A 22,228-nucleotide genomic window follows, 5' to 3' on the forward strand; every position below is an offset into this window, starting at 1 on the left:
AAGGGAGGGAGAAAATTTGGAATTTATCGGAATAATCATAGCGATTGCAGCTTTTCTCTTCTCTTCTTTATTTGATAATAGTAAAAAACAGGCTCCTAAGCCAAAAAGACCACAGATACCTAAGCCTGTAAAGACGGAAAGGAACAGAGAATCAACCGTTCTGAGGGTCCCTGAAAAGGCGAAAAAAGCAGTGGAGAAAGCAGTGGAGAAAGAGAATCCCCTTTCTGAGTTAGAAAGGCTACATCGAGAAAATGCAAGCTTACAGAAGAAGATTAAGATGATGGAAAAGCAAAGGAGTAGAGGGGTTCAATCACCTCTCCCAAAAAAGGAAGACAGTGCTGATGCTGAAGGGCTGTTTACGAAGGATAATGTTATTCAAGCGGTAGTGTTTTCTGAAGTTCTAAGTGCTCCTAGAGCAAGAAACCCGCATAGAGCATCCATGCACCGTAAAGGAAAGAATAGGGTCTAAAAAAATGAAGAGTTATTACCATGCAGTCTTTTTTCTGCGTGGTAATAACTCTTTTTTAGTTTAATAAATAGATGAGATGAAAATATCCTCTAAAAAAGCGTAGAGGTATCTCTGCTTTTCTTAGCATAATGTAAATCTCCCTGAATATGATGATAGTAAGTGTAAGAAAGTGTACCGTCTACCTAGAGAATCTCATAAAAGAGAGGAAAGGGGGGTTCTTTTTTTATGGCTAAAAAGTGGGGACACAACTTGCGGAACTGGATGATTAAAAATTTAGAACTTCCTCAAGATGTCATGATGGACTTACCTAGAATCACAATGATTGGACAAATACATATTTATGTAGAGAACCACCGTGGATTAATAACCTTTTCAGATAAAGAATTGCGTCTGCTTCTAAAACAAGGTCAACTCCTTATTAAAGGAAAAGGATTTGTTATTAAAACAATATTACCAGAAGAAATATTATTAGAAGGAAAAATTGATCAAGTTTTATACATAAATGAATGATTTGGGAGGAAAATATGAAAAATCATTGGCTAGAATATATAACAGGGATAATTACAGTAAAAGCTACAGGCAAAGGATTGGAACGCTTTTTAAATAGGCTATTAAAAAATGATATTTCTGTCTGGAACGTAAAGAAACATGGACCGCATGCTGTAACTTTTCAAATTAGTTTGAAAAAAGTTCACCGACTTCGTCATTTAGTGAGAGGAAGCGGAATAAAAATAGAGTTTCAGCGCAGAGCTGGAGCTCCATTTCTATATAAAAGATTGTGGAAGAACAGTGGGTTTGTTATTGGGATTTTCCTCTTTCTTGGATTAGTTATTGCCTTATCAAATATGGTTTGGGGAATCGAAATTAAAGGAGCGAATCCAGCAACAGAATATCAGATACGTAAGCAGCTTGATAAGATGGATATTAAAATTGGGAAGTCTCAATTTTTTGCAAAAGAATTAGATGAAATCCAAGCGGAATTAACGAATAATATTGATGCAATTACATGGATTGGTGTGGAGCTAAAAGGGACAACTTATCATTTTCAAGTTGTGGAAAAAAATGAACCCGAGAAAAGAGAAGAAGTGGGACCACAAAACTTAGTGGCAACGAAAAAAGCGACAATCGTAACAGATTTTGTGGAATCTGGTACGAAACAATATACACTTAATGAAGTGGTAAGAAAAGGACAATTATTAGTTGCTGGCACAATAGGAAAGGAAGATCATACCAAAAATGTTTCTGCTAAAGGGAAAGTATGGGGCGAAGTATGGTATACGACAGAAGTAACAGTTCCTTTAGAAACAACGTTCCAAGTATTTAATGGAGAAGAAAAGCAAAAATTTTATATAAAGCTTGGTAAGTGGAATATCCCAATATGGGGTTTTGGGAAAATGGAGTATAAGGAGTATGAAAAAGAGGAGAATGAAACGAACGTTAAGTTTTTTAAATGGGAGTTACCAATTAAGGTTGTCGATAAAACGTATCGAGAAAAGGAAATCGTAAAAAGAGGATATAGTGAGAAAGAAGCTGTAAAGAAAGGAAAGGAAGATGCGAGGAAGGATATATTGAAACGAATTGGTGAAGATGGGAAAATTAAGGAAGAAAAAATTTTACAACGCGATATAAAGAATGGTAAAGTAAAACTAAATATAGCTTTTACAACAATAGAAAACATTGCGAAAGCACAACCTCTAACTCAAGGAGATACAGAATGACAGAAGATTTAAAAACGATGAATGTTAAATTGAAAGATCCAAACGAAGCTATTGCTTTACTTGGTAATGGAGATAGCAATCTGCAAGTACTTGAAAAAGAATTAGATTGTAACATCGTAACAAGAGGAGAAACGCTGCTTGTTTCTTCTGAAAGTCCTGATTCGATAGAGCTTGTTGGAGAAATTGTTGAGAAACTTTTACAAGTCATCCGAAAGGGTGTGTCAATTAGTCAACGAGACGTGATATATGCGATTTCTTTGGCAAAGAAAGGGACACTCGAATACTTCGGGTCATTATACGATGAAGAAATAGCCAAAACGGTTAAAGGAAAATCCATTAGAGTAAAAACGATTGGTCAAAGTGAGTATATCCGATCTATTAGACGAAATGATTTAGTGTTTGGTATTGGTCCTGCAGGTACTGGGAAGACGTATTTAGCCGTTGTAATGGCAGTAAATGCTTTAAAGAGCGGTAAAGTGAATAGAATCATATTAACCAGACCTGCTGTTGAGGCTGGCGAAAGCTTAGGGTTCTTGCCGGGAGATCTTAAAGAAAAAGTGGATCCGTATTTACGTCCGTTATATGATGCACTGCACGATGTCCTTGGTATGGAGCATACAACACGTTTAATTGAACGAAACACGATTGAAGTAGCCCCACTCGCATATATGCGTGGTAGAACATTGGATGATGCATTTGTTATATTGGATGAAGCCCAGAATACAACCAATGCACAAATGAAAATGTTTCTAACAAGACTTGGATTTGGTTCCAAGATGGTGATTACTGGTGATAAAACACAAATAGATTTGCCAAAAGGTGTCAAATCAGGTTTAGTGGTTGCAGAACAAATTTTGCAAAAAGTGAACGGAATAGGTTTAGTACAATTAGAAGAGAGCGATGTTGTAAGACATCCGCTAGTTGGAAAAATTATCAATGCATATGGAAAGCAGGAAAATTAACATTCAAAGGGGCAATCTCATTACTTAGGGGATTGTTCTTTTTTTATTTGTTTAAGTTTTAAGAAACATGAATTATTTCGAAAAAGGGTGAAAACAATCGAAAAAACTGTTATCATTTTACATATCATAAGTTTTTTTCTAATGCGATAGCGGCTTTACTTATCTATATAGAAAGTGCAGGTTAAGCCTCAAACCAACTGCATAGTAAGAAGTTACAACTAGATAGGTTAAGGATGAAGAAATAGGTTCAAGATGAGAATATGAAAGCAAATCAACCTATTTTTTAACGATAGGAGGTAAATATGAACATTTGGCAGAGAATAAGTAATAATTTAATCAAACTAATGAATATCACTTTTTTTAAAATAACTCTTTTTGTTCTTATTGGTGTCATTTTATTCTTTACCCTCTATGGAAACGTAAAGCCAGAAAAATTAAATGTGCAGCTTTTTTCTGTAGCAGATCAAACGATTCGTTCACCAATAACGGTAGAAGATAAGGAAAGTACGGAGAAAAAGAAAGAAGAAGCGAAAAACCAGGTACAGGATGTATATGTTGTAAATAAGGAAATTGCACAAAATCGTGTCGATTTAATATCTTCCATATTTGATTCTGTTACAGAAGTAAATAATGAAGTAGAGAAAGAATTAGAAGAAAAACGAAAAAAAGCGGAAGAAGACGATAAAGATAAGGAGTCAATAAAAGAACCAACTGTTGATGAAAAGCTCGAGTTGCTAAAAGGAAAGCTAACAAATGAAGTAACGAACGAAATTATGGATCGATCTTTAAAATCCCTTATTCCTTATTCAGAAGATCAATTAGAAATAGCAAAAGATATTACAGTTACAGCAATACATACAGTGATGAACGGAAAGATTCCGTCAGATGAAGTAGAAAATGCTAAAAAAAGAGTAGAGGATATTTTAAAAGTCAATGATGGTTTGACATCTGATTTGAAGAGCGCAAGTATTGATCTAGGTAGGTTTGCAATCATTCAAAATGAGTTCTATGATCCGACAGCAACAGAGGAAATGCGTCAACAAGCAGTGGATAATGTAGAGTCGATAAGGGTCCTTCAAGGGCAGGTTTTGGTGGAAGAGGGACAATTGATCAGCAGAGAAATTCAAAGACAGCTTGAACTTGTTGGTTTGTTAGATAGTGATAATTCGATTCAACCATTTATCGGTCTATGTATCATTATTTTAGCAATACTTTCGTTGTTATATTTTTATATATTTAAAAGAACAACAAAGGAAACGGAGAAAAATATTCTATTCTATTTAATGTTCTTTATCATATTAGGTGTAACCATCGTACTGATGAAAACAATAAGTGTATTTCAGCAGTTTGAATATACGGAAATCGGGTATATTTTTCCGGCGGCGATGGCGGTTATGCTAATAAAAATATTAATGGAAGAAAAATCAGCCATTTTGGTAACGATTATCCTTGCGATATGTGGAATGATTATGTTTAATGAAGGGGTCGCTGGAACTTTTAATGTAGGCATGGGTATTTACATTATCGCAAGTGGTTTAGCAGGAATACTCTTTCTAAACAAAAGAAATCAACGTACCAATATTCTTTATGCAGGATTCTTTATTTCTTTCATCAATATTGTTACCATATTAGCGATATTGTATTTGCAAAATGGTCATTATGGTGCAAAGGAATATGGTGTTTTTATATTGCTGGCAATAATTTCAGGGATAAGTTCCGCTGTTTTAACAATTGGATTTCTTCCTTTCCTTGAAACAGGATTCGGTGTTCTTTCTACAATCAAGTTAATTGAGCTATCAAATCCAAATCATCCGCTTTTACGTAAAATTTTAACAGAAGCGCCTGGCACCTATCATCACAGTGTTATGGTTGCCAATTTAGCGGAATCTGCCTGTGAAGCAATTGGAGCTAATGGTTTACTAGCAAGGGTGGGCTGTTATTATCATGATATAGGTAAAACAAAAAGACCACACTTCTTTATTGAAAATCAAATGAATATGGGAAATCCCCATGATCGTATTCCACCACAGGCAAGTAAAAATATTATTATTGCCCATGCCACAGATGGCGCTGAATTGTTAAGAAAATACAAGCTTCCGAAGGAAATAGTCGATATTGCGGAACAGCATCATGGAACTTCGTTATTAAAATATTTTTATTTTAAAGCAAAAGAAAAGGGTGGAGAGGTAAATGAAAGTGATTACCGTTACCCTGGCCCAAAGGCACAGACAAGAGAAGTAGCCATTATTGGGATTGCAGATAGTGTGGAAGCCGCAGTTAGAAGCATGAATGCTCCTACAACAGACCAAATTGATTCTTTAATTAAAAACATTATCTCTGACCGTTTGCAAGATGGACAATTAGACGAATGTGATTTAACATTGAAGGAATTAGATATTGTTCGAAATACATTGAGCGAAACACTAAAAGGGATTTTTCATTCACGAATCGAATATCCTGAAATGAAAAAGTAAAGGAAGTAGAATATGAATTTAGAGATTGATTTTATTGATGAAACGGAAAAAATAAAGGAAAGTGAAATAACCAAAATTCATGAACTTCTTCAATTTGCAGCGAAAAAACAAAATCTGCAGGGAGAGATTGAGTTGTCAATCACTTTTGTCCATAATGATCAAATTCAAGAAATAAATAAGGAATATAGAGAAAAAGACCAACCAACAGATGTTATTTCTTTTGCACTTGAGGAATTAGGAGAAGGGGAGACACCATTAGTTGGCGAAGGACTTCCTAGAATGTTAGGAGATATTGTCATTTCCATTGATAAAGCGGAGGAGCAGGCAAAAGAATATGGTCATTCTTATATGCGAGAACTTGGATTTTTATCTGTTCATGGATTTTTGCATTTATTGGGATATGACCATATGACAAAGGAAGAAGAAGAAGTAATGTTTACTCTTCAAAAGGATATTTTAGATGAATTCGGATTACAAAGATAAAAGAATTCGCAAAAACAGTCAATTATCCTCCTTTCGCTTAGCTATATCAGGAATATTAACCGCTATTAAACAAGAAAGAAATGTAAAGATTCATTTGGTTATTTCGATTTTTGTCATTGTATTAGGGATTATAAATGATCTCTCAAAACAAGAGTGGCTGTTTATTGCTTTTTGTATTGGCTTAGTAATAAGTTTAGAACTAATAAATACAGCCATTGAACGCGTGGTAGATCTTGTTACCGATAAATACCATCCATTGGCAAAAGAGGCTAAGGATATAGCTGCAGGTGCTGTATTTGTAGCAGCGATTCTTTCTGTTATAGTCGGTGGAATCATTTTTATTCCAAAAATAGTGGAAGCTATTACGGGCGGCTAAAAAAATAAAAACAGAGTGGTTATCTAGTAAAACTAGACGAAAAATAGCTAAAGAATGCATTTGGCTTTTGGTCTAGTTTTTTTGATAGCCTTTTTGTTTTAGGCTTTTAATAAAGATATTGCTATAGACAAATACAGGCAGTAAAATTCTAATACTTGGCCATCTAGCCAAAACAAACAATAAGCGACAAACTCCTTACTTCTGCCCCTTTATTGTAAATACAAATTAGTATATAATTTTAAGACAGTACATAGTAAATAGGGTCAATTGATACGAAAGTTTGTAAACGTTGATACTTTTCTTTAAAATAATTTGAAGGCTAATATATTCCTTCTTACAAAGGGATAACTAAATGTAAGATATTATTTTAAGATAAAGCTTTACTAAAAAAAATGGTAAGTGAGTCGAGACAATTGACAACTCGCCGCCATTTAAGCGTCTATTTATACACCCAAATGTTAACTGCAAAATGGAAATAAAAAACTGCAAAGGAAAAGAGGGGTTTACATGAAAAAAGAACTTCTAATAGAAGAAGCTAAGCTTGCTCGTGAGAAAGCATACGTTCCCTACTCGAAATTCAAGGTAGGTGCGGCGCTTCTTTCCGAAAATGGAACCGTTTATCATGGTTGTAATATTGAAAATGCAGCCTATAGTATGACAAACTGTGCGGAAAGAACAGCCTTGTTTAAAGCGGTATCAGAAGGTGATACTAGCTTTAAGAAGCTTGTCGTTATTGCTGATACAGAGGGACCTGTTTCTCCTTGTGGGGCTTGCAGACAAGTAATTTCTGAGCTGTGTCCTAAAGACATGGAAGTAGTATTGACAAATTTAAAAGGCGACATACAAACATTAACTGTGGCAGAATTATTGCCAGGAGCATTTTCACCGGAGGATTTACATGAACATTAATAACCAATCAGAGCATAAATCAGGATTTATATCCATTATCGGAAGACCAAATGTAGGAAAATCTACGTTTTTAAATCGCGTAATTGGCCAAAAGATTGCCATAATGAGCGACAAGCCACAAACGACGAGAAATAAAGTTCAAGGTGTATTAACAACAGATGATTCCCAGCTCATATTTATTGATACACCTGGAATTCATAAGCCAAAGCATCGACTTGGTGATTTTATGATGAAGGTAGCCCAAAATACGTTGAAAGAAGTGGATCTAATCCTCTTCATGGTTAATGCGGAAGAAGGATTTGGAAAAGGCGAAGAATTTATTCTTGAAAAATTCCAGACAGTTAAGACGCCGATATTTTTAGTGATTAATAAAATTGATACAATTCATCCAGATCAATTATTTTCGATTATTGAATCATATAAAGAAAAATATCCATTTAAAGAGATTATTCCTATCTCTGCTTTAGAGGGAAATAATGTGGAAACATTATTAACGCAAATAAAAAAATATTTGCCAGAAGGACCACAGTTTTATCCGGCTGATCAAGTAACCGATCATCCAGAACGCTTTATTGTTTCAGAATTAATAAGAGAAAAAGCACTTCATTTAACAAGAGAGGAAATTCCTCACTCCCTTGCAGTCGTCATTGAGAAAATGGAGAGAAAACCAAACGATGTTATTAATGTAATGGCAACAATCATCGTTGAGCGTGATTCTCAAAAAGGGATTATTATTGGTAAACAAGGAAGCATGCTGAAAGAGATTGGAAAAAGAGCGAGAACAGATATCGAAAATCTTCTCGGAAATAAGGTTTACTTAGAGTTATGGGTAAAGGTGCAAAAAGATTGGCGTAATAAAATGACACAGCTCCGTGACTTCGGCTTTAGAGAAGACGAATATTAATTAGTTGTTTTTTTAGCGAATAGATATATTTTACTCGACCTGCAAAAACCGTCATGGTTTGAATTCATAGGTATTAAAAAATTATACATGCGATCAATTAACAATATTTTCGTCTCATGATTTTATAAAGACAGGCTATGATAAGATTAAAGTTATAAACAGCTAGTTAAAATCGAAAGGTGGGGTTTTACATGTTAGACTTTACCTGGAAAGTTTTTTCCAAAACAGGTAACATTGATACTTATCTACTCTTTAAAGAATTAGAAAAGACTAATCATGAAATACCAGGAATGCAAGAAGAGGAACTAGCAGAACTTGATTATCCCATCTCATAGCGCTGTCCTTATAGTAAGGGATGGTGAATGGTGATGCTGGAAAAGTGTGAAGGAATTGTTATTAGATCAATTGACTACGGTGAATCAAATAAAATTGTTACTCTCTTTACAAGAGAATGGGGAAAGGTTGGGGTTATGGCAAGAGGTGCAAAAAAGCCAAACAGCAGACTTTCTGCTGTAACCCAACCTTTTGTCTATGGCTATTTTCTCGTTCAGCGTAGTAGTGGATTAGGTCTTTTGCAGCAGGGCGATATTATTTCTAGCATGCGTGGATTAAAAGAGGATATTTTTCTTACCGCATATGCAAGCTACATAGTAGAGCTTACTGACAAATGTACAGATGAAAAAAAGCCAAAGCCAAATCCTTTTCATTTCGAATTATTATTTCAAACTTTGAATTATATGAATGAAGAATTTGACCCGGAAATTCTAGTGAACATTTATGAATTAAAAATGTTAAACGGTTTGGGGTTATATCCAACATTAGATCGTTGTGTTTTTTGTGGAGCAACAGAAGGCCATTTTTCTTTTTCCATACGAGAAGGAGGATTGGTCTGCCATCAATGCTTGGAAAAAGATCTATATCATTATAAAATTTCTCAGGCTACTGTGAAGCTTCTCCGGATTTTTTATTATATGGATATATCTCGACTAGGAAGTATTTCAGTAAAAGATACAACAAAGAAAGAACTTAGTATGATTATTGATGCTTATTATGAAGAATATTCAGGGTTATATTTGAAATCTAAAAAGTTTATCCAATCCATGAAAAATTTGGGAGATGCTTTTACATAATAACTAAATTTTGATTCCAATTGGTTGCAAGGTTGACAATCAAAAAAAATTTCGCTATTATTCATGTAAATAAGAGTGTTGCGTTGAAAAGAAAGTAGTACTTATTTCTCCTCATGAAAAGCGAGCTTGGGATAGTGAAAGCCAAGTGCATGAGTATTAAGGAAGGCGTTCTTGGAGCAACTGCGTATGAAAGTGGCTGTATGTATACAGCAAATAGGGTGGAACCGCGGGTTAACTCTCGTCCCTATGTCAAAAATTTGGCATAGAGACGAGAGTTTTTTTGTGTTTCTAAATTTAAAAGGTCTCGGCTAAAGTTTCTATGCTAAATAATGATTTATCAATTTCGGAGGTGTATTTAAGCAATGAATATTCAAAACATGATTTTAACATTGCAGAAACATTGGTCAGATTATGGTTGTATTTTGATGCAGGCATATGATGTGGAAAAAGGTGCAGGAACAATGAGTCCTTACACTTTTTTAAGAGCGATAGGTCCTGAGCCTTGGAATGTGGCTTATGTAGAGCCATCGAGAAGACCTGCTGATGGAAGATATGGTGAAAATCCCAATCGCCTATATCAGCATCATCAATTTCAAGTTATCATGAAGCCATCGCCAGATAATATTCAAGAACTATACTTAGATTCTTTAAAGGCACTAGGCATTAATCCACTTGAGCATGATATCCGTTTTGTAGAGGATAACTGGGAGAATCCTTCTCTAGGCTGTGCTGGTCTCGGATGGGAAGTATGGCTTGATGGCATGGAAATCACACAATTTACTTATTTTCAACAAGTTGGCGGTATTGAATGTAAGCCAGTATCTGTTGAGATAACATACGGGATTGAACGATTGGCATCATACATTCAGGATAAAGAGAATGTTTTTGATTTAGAGTGGACAGATGGGTTTACAATCAAAGATATTTTTTATCAACCAGAATTTGAACATAGTAAATACACATTTGAAACATCTGATACAGAAATGCTATTTAATTTATTTTCCATTTATGAAAAAGAAGCACATAGACAAATGGACGAGGGTCTAGTACATCCTGCTTATGATTATGTATTAAAATGCTCTCATGTTTTCAATCTATTGGATGCTAAAGGGGCTATTTCTGTTACGGAAAGAACGGGATATATTGGAAGATGTAGAAATTTAGCACGTAAGATTGCCAAAACATTCTACGAAGAAAGAGAAAAATTAGGATTCCCAATTTTAAAAAGCAAGGAGGGAGAAAGTCATGAATAAAAGAGACTTGTTATTGGAAATTGGTTTAGAAGAAATGCCCGCTCGCTTCATCCCTGCTAGCATAGAGGCATTGAAGGGAAAAATGGAGTCATGGCTTAGTGAAAAGCAATTAGGCTATACTTCTGTTTATGCATTTTCTTCTCCTCGTAGATTGGCACTAGTTGTTGCTGGTTTAGATGAATCACAGCAAGATAGGGAAGAAGAAGCAAAAGGTCCTGCCAAACGAATTGCGCAAAGTGATAACGGAGAATGGTCTAAGGCAGCTGCTGGTTTTACTAGAGGACAAGGTTTAACAGTAGAAGATATATATTTTAAAGAAATAAATGGTGTAGAGTATGCTCACGTTAAAAAGTTCATAAAAGGACAACAAACGAGTATGTTATTGCCTGAATTAAAAGAATTGATTTTAAGCTTAACTTTTCCAAAAAATATGCGTTGGGCAAATAATGACTTACGTTACATACGCCCAATAAAATGGCTAATCGCATTATTCGGCGAGGAAGTAATACCTTTTTCTATCGCCAATGTAGAAACTTCCAATAAATCTCTCGGTCATCGCTTCCTTGGTGGAGAAATTGTTTTCAACAATCCATCTGATTATGAGAAAAAAATGTTAGCTCAGTATGTAATGGTTAATGCTGACGAACGTAAAGAGGCTATTGTTTCTCAAATTAAAAAATTAGAGGAAGAAAATAATTGGGTGATTCCAATCGATGCAGATTTATTAGATGAAGTAACCAATTTAGTTGAATATCCAACTACATTATTTGGTACTTTTGAAGAGTCGTTTTTAGAATTGCCTACAGAGGTATTAATCACTAGTATGAAGGAACACCAACGCTATTTCCCAGTGAAATCAAAGGAAGGAAAGCTGTTGCCATACTTTGTCACTGTTCGTAACGGTGATCATCAACATTTAGAAAAAGTTGCAAAAGGAAATGAGAAAGTTCTTAGAGCAAGACTTGCTGATGCAGCATTCTTCTATAAAGAAGATCAAAAACTAGTAATTGATGATCTTCTTAAAAAGTTGGAAACGATTGTTTATCACGAGGAAATCGGCACTTTAGCAGAAAAAGTTGCTCGAGTGCGAGCAATTGCCGCTTCCTTATCTGAAAAGCTAAATTTAACAAAAGAAGAACAACAGGATGTTGATAGAGCAGCACAAATTGCAAAGTTTGACCTTGTTACCAATATGGTTTATGAATTCCCAGAACTGCAAGGATTAATGGGAGAACGGTATGCTTTGCAAAAGGGAGAGAAAAAAGTAGTAGCTGCTGCGATAAACGAACATTATATGCCGCGCCATGCGGAGGATGAAACAGCTAAGAGTAATGTAGGGGCAGTCCTGGCACTTGCTGAAAAACTAGATACGATTGTCTCATTCTTTAGTATTGGCATGGTTCCGACAGGATCACAAGACCCTTACGCTTTAAGAAGACAGGCAACAGGAATTGTGCAGACGCTCATTGATAAAAACTGGAGTATATCCATTGAGAGCTTAGTCGATCTCACCATAAATGCAATGTCACATTCTTTAAAAGTAGCTGGTGAAGAACTAGTTGATTCCGTTCTTTCATTCTTTAAATTGCGTGTGAAGCATATTTTACAAGAAAAAGGCATTCGTTATGATATGATTGATGCCATATTAGCAGAAAAAATTGGTGGAGCAGCAAGTGTGTTAAGAAAAGCAAGCGTTCTTGAGCTTCGCAAGGGAGCTGCCGATTTTAAAGAAGGAATTGAAGCCCTAAGCAGAATCATCAATATTTCTAATAAGGTAACAACAATTTCCCCGGTTGATCCAAGTTTATTTGAAAACGAATATGAACATGAACTTTATAATCGTTTTCAAGATGTAATGGAAAAAATAAATTCAGAGGTAAATGAAGAAGAATATTTTGATTTATTATTCTCCTTAAAAGATGCTATTTCAGCATACTTTGATCATACTATGGTTATGGCTGATGAAGAAAAAGTGAAAGAAAATCGATTAAATCTGATGGTGGAAATAGCTTCCTATATTAAAGGATTTGCAAGTGTAAACGAAATAATTGTAAAGTAAGAATTAAATTGTTTTAAAAAGAGCTAGGCAGGGCCACCCCTACCTAGTTTCGTTTTGTAAGAATTTAATGGCGTGATAAGGAAAAGAACGAGCAAATGTTTTAAATATTATAGATAAAATAGATAACTTTGGATTCTTTTTCTTTTGATTCCGCCTATTTCGTATATAATAGTTAGTAGATATCGTTACCTAAATGAAGGTGGTGAATAGGAGATCGAACTGAACAAACGGCAAGAAAGAATAATTGAAATAGTAAAAGAGAGTGGCCCAATTACAGGTGAGCATATTGCAGATAAATTAAACTTGACAAGGGCAACCCTTCGACCTGATTTAGCGATATTGACAATGGCGGGCTTTTTAGATGCCAGACCTCGAGTAGGATACTTCTATACGGGAAAAAACTCGGAAAGACAAGTAATCGATAATATACGCAATATATTAGTGAAGGATTATTATTCACATCCAGTTGTGGTTCATGAAAATTCCTCTGTATATGATGCAATCGTAATTATGTTTACAGAAGATGTTGGAACCATTTTTGTCGTTGATGAGAACTCCACATTAACAGGAGTTGTTTCTCGTAAAGATCTATTGCGAGCAAGTATTGGTAAACAAGAGTTAAATTCGTTGCCAGTTGCGATTATTATGACAAGGATGCCGAATGTCACGTATTGTTTTGAAGAGGAAATATTAGTAGATGTTGGCTGTAAATTAATGAATCGAGAAATTGATGCACTCCCAGTTGTAGAAAAAACGGAGAATGGTCTTCTTGTAATAGGAAGAGTTTCGAAAACTAATATTACTAGAGCGTTTGTAGACTTGTCTAATAATCGTGATGGAATTGTGGAGGAACAAAATGACTGAAAGACAAATTATATATGTTGTATCTGATTCGGTTGGTGAAACAGCTGAACTTGTAACAAAAGCAGCAATCAGCCAATTTTCCGGCCACAATGTTAATGTGCTTATAAAAAGATTTCCTTTTGTAGAGGATAAATCAAACATTCATGAAGTAGTAATGCAAGCAAAAGAAGAGCATGGAATGATTGCCTATACACTTGTTAAACCAGAAATCCGTAATTATATGAGTGAGCTAGCTCGGCAAGAAGGAGTATATGCATGCGATATAATTGGACCAATTATTGATCAGTTTCAAGTGTTATGGGGAAAGACTCCACTTTATGAACCAGGACTTGTTCGGAAATTAGATGAAGACTATTTTAAAAAAGTGGAGGCAATAGAATTTGCTGTGAAATATGATGATGGCAGGGATCCGAGAGGTTTAGAGAAGGCTGATATCATATTAATTGGTGTTTCGAGGACTTCTAAAACACCACTTTCCCAATTTTTAGCCCATAAAAGAGTCAAAGTAGCAAATGTACCGATTGTGCCAGAGGTAGACCCGCCAAAAGAGTTATTTGAAGTACCGGCGAGTAAATGTTTTGGTTTAAAAATAAGTCCGACAAAATTAAACAATATTAGAAAAGAGCGCCTTATTTCTCTTGGATTAAGTGACAAAGCGAGTTATGCGCAAATTGAAAGAATAAAAGAAGAGCTAACTTATTTTGAGGACATTGTGAATCGACTTGGCTGTCCAGTTATTGATGTTACAAATAAAGCAGTGGAAGAAACAGCAAATATTATTCACAGTTTGTATTATAGATCTAAGTATAGCACAGACAGATAACTGCTTGATATTAGTGAGATTAATTGGTAAAAGCTTGATTCTCATATGGGAGAATCAAGTTTTTAATTATGAAAAACTTGTGTTTCAATAATTTTCAAGTGAACTATTTCTCGTCCTATTTAAATGGCCGTTTCTAAAAATGGTTGTGTTCATAAAATAAATTAGCAAAGATAATTTCTATTTAATAAAATTAATTTAATGACCTATCTTAATTTATTTTTTGTATGTATTTTGGTTCTAGTATGGCATAAAAGGAATAATTATAGATAAAAAAAGATGGAATTTCAAGTGAATTTATACTATAATAAAAAATTGTGATAAAAAAGTATCATGTTTTAGGTTTAGACTTGGCTTTTTACGAATAAACTATTTATTGTGAGAAGTCAAGGAAAGGGATAAAAAAATTTTCGACATTACTTCTTTCGTGAAAAAATTATTTAGGAAGAAGGAATATGTGGAGTGATGTAGAATTAATAGTACATTAGGGAAACATATGGTATATGTTGATGCTGATTCCTGTCCTGTAAAAGAAGATATTGTCGAAATAGCTTCTTATTATCATTATGAATTGCTATTCGTTGCATCCTATGCACATATGATGAAAGAAAATGACGAACAAAAGTGGAAGTATGTGGATAGCGATAAAGAAGCTGTAGATTTATTTATTATGAATGCTACCAAAAAACAGGATATTGTCGTCACTCAAGATATTGGCCTTGCCTCTACGTTATTGTTAAAGCAAGTTACTGTCCTCTCCCCTAGGGGCGTAATATTTGAGGAGAAAACTATAAATACTGCACTTGATATGCGATATTTATCTGCTAAGGCAAGACGAAAAGGGGTATATGGGAAAGGGCCAAAACCTTATACAGAAGAGGATCGCCAAAAATTCAGAAGAAATTTTATAAGGATTTTGTCGAAAGTTGAAGGAGAATCGATTGGTTACGTCGAATAATTCTTTAAAGTAGGCAATAAGTAGGGAGATGTGTAGATAATGGTGGCGCGCATTCCTGAAGATAAACTCAATGAAATCAAACAGGCTACTGACATTGTTGAAATCATTGGAGAACATGTATCCCTTACAAGACAAGGGCGCAATTTTATCGGTCTTTGTCCTTTTCACGGCGAAAAAACACCTTCTTTTACTGTATCGCCAGATAAACAGATATTCCATTGCTTCGGCTGTCATGCAGGTGGAAATGTATTTACTTTCCTTATGGACTTAGAAGGCTCTTCTTTTGTAGAAGTTGCATCAAGTTTAGCTGACCGTGCGAATATTGAATTAGGTATCGAAGTGTCTGAGCTGGAAAGAAAACCAGCCATTCCAGAAAATTTACAGCAAATGATTGATGCACATGATTTATTATCTAAATTCTACCATCATTTGCTCGTAAACACAAAGGATGGTCAGCATGCATTAGAATATTTGTCTAATAGGGGCTTTACTTTACCTATCATTGAAAAGTTCCAAATAGGCTATACACTTAATTCCTGGGATTTAGCTGTGAAGTTTTTAGGGAAACGTAAATTTGATGTTTTGCTATTAGAAAAAGCTGGTTTGATTGTAAAAAGTGAAAGGGATGAGAAATATTTTGATCGTTTTCGCGATCGAATAATATTCCCTATCTATGATCGAAATGGTAACACAATTGCGTTTTCTGGACGTGCTTTAGGGGATAATAATCCCAAATACCTTAACAGTCCAGAAACTCCAATTTTTAATAAAAGCAATACACTTTACAATTTTCATAAAGCAAGGCCTATAATACGAAAGCTTCAACATACCGTTCTTTTCGAAGGATTTGCAGATGTTATAGCTGCAACAAGAGCGGGAGTTGAAAACAGTGTTGCGACAATGGGGACCTCCTTAACGGAGGAGCATATCACAATTCTAAAAAGAAACGCACGAAATGTAACGATTTGTTATGATTCTGATTCAGCTGGGATAGAAGCAGCCTTTCGTGCAGGACAGCTTCTTACAAAGGCTAATTGTGTTGTAAAAGTAGTGATGTTACCAGATGGAATGGACCCAGATGATTATGTGAACAAATTTGGGGAAGATAAATTGCAACAGGAAATACTTCATGGAAGCATACCTTTCATGGGATTTAAAATGCTTTACTATCGAAGAGGGAAAAATCTTCAAAATGAAGGAGATAAACTCGCTTATATAGAAGAAGTAATAGGAGAAATTGCTAAACTGGAGAAGGCGGTAGAAAAAGACCTTTATTTACGACAGGTAGCAGATGAGTTTTCTCTCTCTTTAGAGGCATTAAAGCAGCAAGAGATGCAGATGGAACAATCAGTTCCAAATGAAAATGCTGTTGAAAAAAGTGTAGTTCCTGTCAAACAATACACGGTTAAAAAACGGGCAACTGGATTATTACCAGCATATCATACTGCGGAAAAAAGACTGCTTGCACATATGTTTAAAAGTGAGGATATTGCCTACAAAGTGCAAGACTCTTTACAGGGAAAAGCATTTAATATTGATGAACACCAAGCGATCTTTACTTATCTTCTTGCTTATTATGAAAAGGGTTTTGGTAACGATACAAGTTCATTTATGAATTTTATTGACGATCCAGACTTACAACGGATCGTAGCTGAAATCGAAATGATGGAAGTGAATGAAGAGGTAAGTGAAGTAGAAATTAGTGATTATATGAAACAAATCATTAATTATGAGAAATTGCTTGAAATAAAGGAAAAGAAGCAAATGCTGAAAGATGCAGAACGTCAAAATGACTATATAAAAGCTGCTCAAATTGGCATGGAAGTCCTTTTATTAGAAAAAACGTTAAAATAGTATATTATTGTCTTGATTTTTTGGAAGGAGGGGGACATATGGCTGAGAAGTCTGCCCGTTCAAAAGAGATTGAAACGGAATTAACTCTTGATCAGGTAAAGGAACAATTAACAGAAGTAGGTAAAAAAACGGGTGTGCTCGCATATGATGATATTGCTGAGAAGTTATCCAGTTTTGAATTAGATTCTCACCAAATGGATGAGTTTTATGAATTTTTAGGTGATCAGGGAGTCGAATTAATCGGTGATGGTGAAGAAGAAGCACCGAATGTCCAAGAGCTTGCAAAAGGGGAGGAAGAATTCGATTTAAATGACCTAAGTGTTCCCCCAGGTGTAAAAATTAATGATCCAGTTCGTATGTATTTAAAAGAAATTGGAAGAGTAGATTTACTTTCAGCAGAAGAAGAAATTAATTTAGCAAAACGTATATTACAAGGCGATGAAGAAGCGAAACGCCGTCTTGCAGAAGCTAACTTGCGCTTAGTTGTAAGTATTGCTAAACGTTATGTTGGACGTGGAATGCAGTTCCTTGATTTAATCCAAGAAGGAAATATGGGTTTAATTAAAGCTGTTGAAAAGTTTGATTATGAAAAGGGATTTAAATTTAGTACGTACGCAACATGGTGGATTCGTCAAGCAATAACTCGTGCAATTGCGGACCAAGCGAGAACAATTCGTATACCTGTTCATATGGTTGAAACCATAAATAAATTAATTCGTGTGCAACGTCAATTACTACAGGATCTTGGCCGCGAACCAACTCCTGAAGAAATTGGAGAAGACATGGATTTATCACCAGACAAAGTAAGAGAAATTTTAAAAATAGCGCAAGAGCCTGTTTCTTTAGAAACACCGATTGGTGAAGAAGATGATTCTCACTTAGGCGATTTTATTGAGGACCAAGATGCTACTTCTCCTTCAGAGCATGCTGCCTATGAATTACTTAAAGAGCAATTAGAAGACGTATTAGATACATTAACAGATAGAGAAGAAAATGTTTTAAGATTGCGCTTTGGGCTTGACGATGGCCGTACACGTACACTTGAAGAAGTAGGAAAAGTATTTGGTGTAACACGTGAAAGAATTCGTCAAATTGAAGCAAAAGCTTTAAGAAAGTTAAGACATCCAAGCAGAAGCAAACGATTGAAAGATTTCTTAGAGTAAGTAGCTTACGGCTTAGTAATCTTCAATATGATTCCATAAAGAAATAGTTTACTTCCTGTATGAAGAGGCTATTTCTTTTTTTTCAGTTTTAGAAATGTTAATGCGCTTTTTTCACTTAGTTATTACTTAAATAAAAGGAAGTGATGCTAAAGATGCAAGACCAGAGAAAAATGATTATTGTAAAGGAAATAGCTTATTGGAAAGAAAATAAAATGCTTCCAGAACATTATTGTGATTATTTACTCACATTATATACAGAAGGAAATGGTGTAGAAGAAAATAAGATAAGGAAAAAAAGAAATAGTGTATTCTTTCTGCCATTATTATTTTTTTCTTTCATTCCATTAACTATATTTTTATTATATTTTACTGAATTGTCTTTCATTTTGCAAATGGCTATTTCACTAATTTTTCTGATTTTTTGTTTTGTAGGAATTTTTTTGTATAATAAGAAACAGTTAAATGTTGATATACCAGCTGCTGTTGCTGCAATTATTTTTCTTTTATTTAGTGTAGCGTTTGTTTTGAAGTTTTTTTCCAATGCAATCATATTTTTATATATCATTTTATTCCTTAACTGTTTATTTTGGTATTTATGTGGAAAGAAATATAAGCTACTCTATTTTACGATTGCTGCTATAATTGGTGCTACTTTATTAATTATACTTGTCGTATCAAAGTATTTGCTTTAACTAGAATTTGAAATGTGGTGTATATAATGAATACAGATAAATTATCGAAACGATTAGAAACTGTCGCGAAATACATACCTAGAGATTCAACATTTGCTGATATAGGGTCCGATCATGCATATTTGCCGTGCTATATGGTAAAAAGGAACGCTGTTCGTTTCGCCATCGCTGGAGAGGTGGTTGACGGTCCCTACCAATCAGCTATTAAACAGGTGAAACAAGAAGGATTAACGTCAAAAATATCTGTGCGAAAAGGTAATGGTCTTGAAGTAGTTGAAATAAATGAAGTAGATTGCATTACGATAGCAGGAATGGGTGGGGCACTAATCGCATCCATTTTAGAAAATGGAAGAGACAAATTAAAGAATGTTCAAAGATTGGTCTTGCAGCCAAATATTAGTGCAGTCTCTATTCGTGAGTGGCTGTTAAGAAATAATTGGACTCTAGTAGCAGAAGAAATATTAGAAGAAGATGGTAAAATTTATGAGATACTAGTGGCCGAAAAAGGGGATTCTTCTGCTTTATACGAAACAAGAGAAGAGAGCGCAATATTATTTGGACCATTTTTAATGAAAGAAAGAAATGATGCATTTGTGAAAAAATGGAACCTAGAGAAAAAGAATTGGCAAAGGATACTTTCCCAGTTAGAAGCTGCACCTGAATCAGAAGAAAATATACAGAAACGCAAAGAACTGCAACAAAAGATAACATTAGTGGATGAGGTGAATAAATCATGAAGAATATTAATGGTTATGAAATAATATCTTTGTTTGAGCAATTCTCCCCTAAAGTATATGCAATGGAAGGAGATAAAATAGGGTTGCAGGTCGGCGATTTAAGCAGACCTGTAAAACGTGTCATGATTGCACTCGACGTACTTGACGAGGTAGTTGAAGAGGCAATTTCACAAAAAGTAGATTTAATTATCGCTCATCATCCACCGATTTTTCGCTCACTCTCCAAAATAACAATGGATAATCCATCAGGAAAAATAATGCATAAATTAATTAAGCACGATATCTCTGTTTATGCTGCACATACAAATCTTGATGTCGCAAAAGGTGGCGTCAATGATCTTTTAAGTGATGCATTAGGATTAAAGGAAACGCAAGTATTAGTGCCGACTTATGAGGATAAATTAAAGAAATTAGTTGTCTATGTACCTAAAGACATGGCAGAACAGGTAAAGAAAGCGATCGGCGATGCTGGAGCCGGGGCAATAGGCAATTATAGTCATTGCGTTTTTTCAACAGAAGGAATCGGTGAATTTCAACCTCTAGAAGGAGCTGAACCTTACATTGGAGCTGTCAATAAATTAGAACATGTAGATGAAGTGAAAATCGAATCGGTTTATGCAGCTTCTAAAGAAAAGAAAATAATAAGAGCAATGCTTAAAGCTCATCCATACGAAGAAGTTGCTTATGACATCTATGATTTGCAAATAAAAGGGGAACAATTAGGTTTAGGCCGTATTGGTAAAGTAGAAGAGACGACCTTAAGAGAGTTCGCTAATCAAGTCAAAAAAGTCTTTGAAGTAGACGGGGTCCGTGTGGTCGGAAATTTAGATGCAAAGGTCAAAAAAGTTGCTGTCTTAGGTGGAGACGGTAATAAATATTATTCCCATGCTTTAATGAAAGGCGCGGACGTCTATATTACAGGAGATATGTATTATCATGTTGCCCATGATGCACAAGCTGTAGGGTTAAATATCATTGACCCTGGACACAATGTTGAAAAAGTGATGAAGATGGGGGTAACAAAGGTTTTAACAACAATGTGTAAAGACAATGGCTATGAAGTGGAGATTTTCCCTTCTGTAATTCATACTGATCCGTTTACTTTTATTTAATGAGGATTATTGTAAATGAAAAGCAGACAAACTTTTTTTGGGTAGATTAAAGGCTTTGCCTGCTTTTTTATCTTGAAAAACAGAGCAGCCTGAATACAGCTTGCGCTCCATGGAGCGTTAAGTGTATTCAGGCTACGGGTGATTGCAACAAACTTTATAGAAACATCCTCTTCAAAGATTATTTTACCTTAACTTTTGGTAAAATCTTATTTAAAGGAACTTTCTTTTCGAACTGCCATGTACTTTCGTCTGTTGGATCATATTGATCCAGAAAATTTATAACCTCTTTTGTAATAGGGGTTGGAGTCGATGCACCAGCTGTTACTGCAACACTGCTTGCGTCTTTTAACCATTCTAGTTTGAGTTCTGAAATGTCTGCAATACGATATGCAGCCGTATGGGCAATTTCTTCAGAAACTTGTGCTAAACGATTGGAGTTATTGCTCTTTGGATCGCCAACAACAATTAATACGTCAGCTTCTCCTGCCTGTTTTGCAACCGCTTCTTGTCTTACTTGTGTTGCTAAGCAGATTTCTTTATGGAATTCAGCCTGCGGGAAATTTTTCTTAATATTCTCCATTAAATCAGCAACATCCCATTGACTCATCGTTGTTTGGTTTGTCACAAGAATTTTATCTTGATTAATTTCTAAGCTGCTAACATCTTCAAGTGTTTCTACCAATGATACTGCATGTGGAGCAACACCAACGGCCCCCTCTGGTTCAGGATGTCCTTTTTTCCCTATATAAATAATATAGTAACCCTCTTTGACCTTTTCTTTAATCAAATCATGTGTTTTTGTTACATCTGGGCAAGTAGCATCCAACGTTACTAACCCTTTTTCTGCTGCTATTTTGCGAACCTCTGGAGATACACCATGCGCAGTGAAGATGACTGTTCCAGAATCTACTTTTTCTAAAATTTCTTTTCTATTTTGACCATCTAAAGTGATAATACCTTCTTCTTCGAATGCATCTGTTACATGTTTATTGTGAACAATCATCCCTAGAATGTAGATAGGACGAGGCAATGTTTTATCTAAAGCAGCATTTCGCGCAATTACCATAGCATCGACAACTCCATAGCAATACCCTCGTGGTGCAATTTTTATGACTTTCATTCTCCGATTCCTCCTGCACGATACTTCTATAAACAAATATATTAAGTAAATGTACTAATATTTCTTAAATAATATAACATGTCTATTATATATAACATACGAGAGGTTTACAAAGTATATGTGTCTGGAGATTGAGTCAAGTTTTTGTGGGAGTTTTTTTAGCTCCCTTTT

General features: G+C 35.0%; 22 protein-coding genes and 1 other annotated feature. Of the genes, 21 read left to right on the forward strand and 1 reads right to left on the reverse strand.

Features of this window, described 5'->3' with window-relative positions; translation table 11 throughout:
• Positions 1–16 precede the first annotated feature (16 nt).
• The 21 genes from ADJ83_RS21280 (at position 17) to ADJ83_RS21375 (ending at position 20,937) form a co-directional block, all read left to right on the forward strand.
• Positions 17–469, forward strand: coding sequence for a hypothetical protein (locus ADJ83_RS21280; protein WP_031536602.1), 453 nt, complete (start codon positions 17–19; stop codon positions 467–469).
• A gap of 225 nt (positions 470–694) precedes the next feature.
• Positions 695–979, forward strand: a complete 285-nt coding sequence (gene yqfC, locus ADJ83_RS21285; protein ID WP_016202973.1) for a sporulation protein YqfC — start codon at positions 695–697, stop codon at positions 977–979.
• Between the two features lie 14 nt (positions 980–993).
• Positions 994–2,187: a sporulation protein YqfD gene (yqfD, locus tag ADJ83_RS21290; RefSeq protein WP_031536603.1), complete on the forward strand. Its 1,194-nt coding sequence runs from the start codon at positions 994–996 to the stop codon at positions 2,185–2,187.
• The gene (locus tag ADJ83_RS21295; protein WP_031536604.1) at positions 2,184–3,149 is read left to right on the forward strand and encodes a PhoH family protein; all 966 of its coding nucleotides are present in this window, start codon (positions 2,184–2,186) and stop codon (positions 3,147–3,149) included. Before yqfD ends, ADJ83_RS21295 begins: the two co-directional genes overlap by 4 nt.
• Before the next feature lie 302 nt (positions 3,150–3,451).
• On the forward strand, positions 3,452–5,623 hold the full coding sequence (locus ADJ83_RS21300; protein ID WP_031536605.1) for an HD family phosphohydrolase: 2,172 nt from the start codon (positions 3,452–3,454) through the stop codon (positions 5,621–5,623).
• Between the two features lie 12 nt (positions 5,624–5,635).
• Positions 5,636–6,106 carry an rRNA maturation RNase YbeY gene (gene ybeY, locus ADJ83_RS21305; protein WP_031536606.1) on the forward strand — a complete coding sequence of 157 codons (471 nt, stop codon included), beginning with the start codon at positions 5,636–5,638 and terminating at the stop codon, positions 6,104–6,106.
• A complete protein-coding gene (locus ADJ83_RS21310; protein ID WP_031536607.1) occupies positions 6,084–6,482 on the forward strand; it encodes a diacylglycerol kinase family protein in 399 nt (132 codons plus the stop codon). Before ybeY ends, ADJ83_RS21310 begins: the two co-directional genes overlap by 23 nt.
• 507 nt (positions 6,483–6,989) lie before the next feature.
• Complete coding sequence (cdd, locus tag ADJ83_RS21315; RefSeq protein WP_031536608.1) at positions 6,990–7,391, forward strand: cytidine deaminase; 402 nt, start codon at positions 6,990–6,992, stop codon at positions 7,389–7,391.
• Entirely contained in the window at positions 7,381–8,295 is a 915-nt protein-coding gene (era, locus tag ADJ83_RS21320; RefSeq protein WP_031536609.1) for a GTPase Era, read from the forward strand. Before cdd ends, era begins: the two co-directional genes overlap by 11 nt.
• Before the next feature lie 191 nt (positions 8,296–8,486).
• On the forward strand, positions 8,487–8,630 hold the full coding sequence (locus ADJ83_RS24655) for a YqzL family protein (protein WP_065429142.1): 144 nt from the start codon (positions 8,487–8,489) through the stop codon (positions 8,628–8,630).
• A 33-nt stretch (positions 8,631–8,663) separates the two neighbouring features.
• A complete protein-coding gene (recO, locus tag ADJ83_RS21325) occupies positions 8,664–9,425 on the forward strand; it encodes a DNA repair protein RecO (RefSeq protein WP_031536610.1) in 762 nt (253 codons plus the stop codon).
• Positions 9,426–9,499: 74 nt separating this feature from the next.
• Positions 9,500–9,674: a binding site (T-box leader), on the forward strand.
• 113 nt (positions 9,675–9,787) lie between these two features.
• On the forward strand, positions 9,788–10,678 hold the full coding sequence (glyQ, locus tag ADJ83_RS21330; RefSeq protein WP_031536611.1) for a glycine--tRNA ligase subunit alpha: 891 nt from the start codon (positions 9,788–9,790) through the stop codon (positions 10,676–10,678).
• On the forward strand, positions 10,671–12,737 hold the full coding sequence (gene glyS / locus ADJ83_RS21335) for a glycine--tRNA ligase subunit beta (protein ID WP_031536612.1): 2,067 nt from the start codon (positions 10,671–10,673) through the stop codon (positions 12,735–12,737). Before glyQ ends, glyS begins: the two co-directional genes overlap by 8 nt.
• Before the next feature lie 213 nt (positions 12,738–12,950).
• Complete coding sequence (locus ADJ83_RS21340) at positions 12,951–13,601, forward strand: helix-turn-helix transcriptional regulator (RefSeq protein ID WP_035416268.1); 651 nt, start codon at positions 12,951–12,953, stop codon at positions 13,599–13,601.
• A complete protein-coding gene (locus ADJ83_RS21345; RefSeq protein ID WP_031536614.1) occupies positions 13,594–14,424 on the forward strand; it encodes a pyruvate, water dikinase regulatory protein in 831 nt (276 codons plus the stop codon). Before ADJ83_RS21340 ends, ADJ83_RS21345 begins: the two co-directional genes overlap by 8 nt.
• Positions 14,425–14,917: 493 nt before the next feature.
• Positions 14,918–15,379, forward strand: coding sequence for a YaiI/YqxD family protein (locus ADJ83_RS21350; RefSeq protein WP_031536615.1), 462 nt, complete (start codon positions 14,918–14,920; stop codon positions 15,377–15,379).
• A 39-nt stretch (positions 15,380–15,418) separates the two neighbouring features.
• The gene (dnaG, locus tag ADJ83_RS21355) at positions 15,419–17,233 is read left to right on the forward strand and encodes a DNA primase (RefSeq protein ID WP_031536616.1); all 1,815 of its coding nucleotides are present in this window, start codon (positions 15,419–15,421) and stop codon (positions 17,231–17,233) included.
• 38 nt (positions 17,234–17,271) lie between these two features.
• Positions 17,272–18,396 (forward strand): RNA polymerase sigma factor RpoD, encoded by a 1,125-nt coding sequence (rpoD, locus tag ADJ83_RS21360; RefSeq protein WP_016202990.1) that lies wholly within the window; start codon positions 17,272–17,274, stop codon positions 18,394–18,396.
• Between the two features lie 152 nt (positions 18,397–18,548).
• Entirely contained in the window at positions 18,549–19,088 is a 540-nt protein-coding gene (locus ADJ83_RS21365) for a hypothetical protein (RefSeq protein ID WP_031536617.1), read from the forward strand.
• 26 nt (positions 19,089–19,114) lie between these two features.
• The gene (locus ADJ83_RS21370) at positions 19,115–19,825 is read left to right on the forward strand and encodes a tRNA (adenine(22)-N(1))-methyltransferase (protein WP_016202992.1); all 711 of its coding nucleotides are present in this window, start codon (positions 19,115–19,117) and stop codon (positions 19,823–19,825) included.
• Positions 19,819–20,937, forward strand: a complete 1,119-nt coding sequence (locus ADJ83_RS21375; protein ID WP_031536618.1) for a Nif3-like dinuclear metal center hexameric protein — start codon at positions 19,819–19,821, stop codon at positions 20,935–20,937. Before ADJ83_RS21370 ends, ADJ83_RS21375 begins: the two co-directional genes overlap by 7 nt.
• 178 nt (positions 20,938–21,115) lie before the next feature.
• Here the strand turns inward: ADJ83_RS21375 and ADJ83_RS21380 are convergent, their stop codons facing one another.
• Positions 21,116–22,057 carry a 4-hydroxy-3-methylbut-2-enyl diphosphate reductase gene (locus ADJ83_RS21380; protein WP_016202994.1) on the reverse strand — a complete coding sequence of 314 codons (942 nt, stop codon included), beginning with the start codon at positions 22,055–22,057 and terminating at the stop codon, positions 21,116–21,118.
• Positions 22,058–22,228 lie beyond the last annotated feature (171 nt).

It is taken from the genome of Bacillus sp. 522_BSPC (genome assembly GCF_001076885.1).
In the GTDB taxonomy this organism is placed as follows: domain Bacteria; phylum Bacillota; class Bacilli; order Bacillales; family Cytobacillaceae; genus Niallia; species Niallia hominis.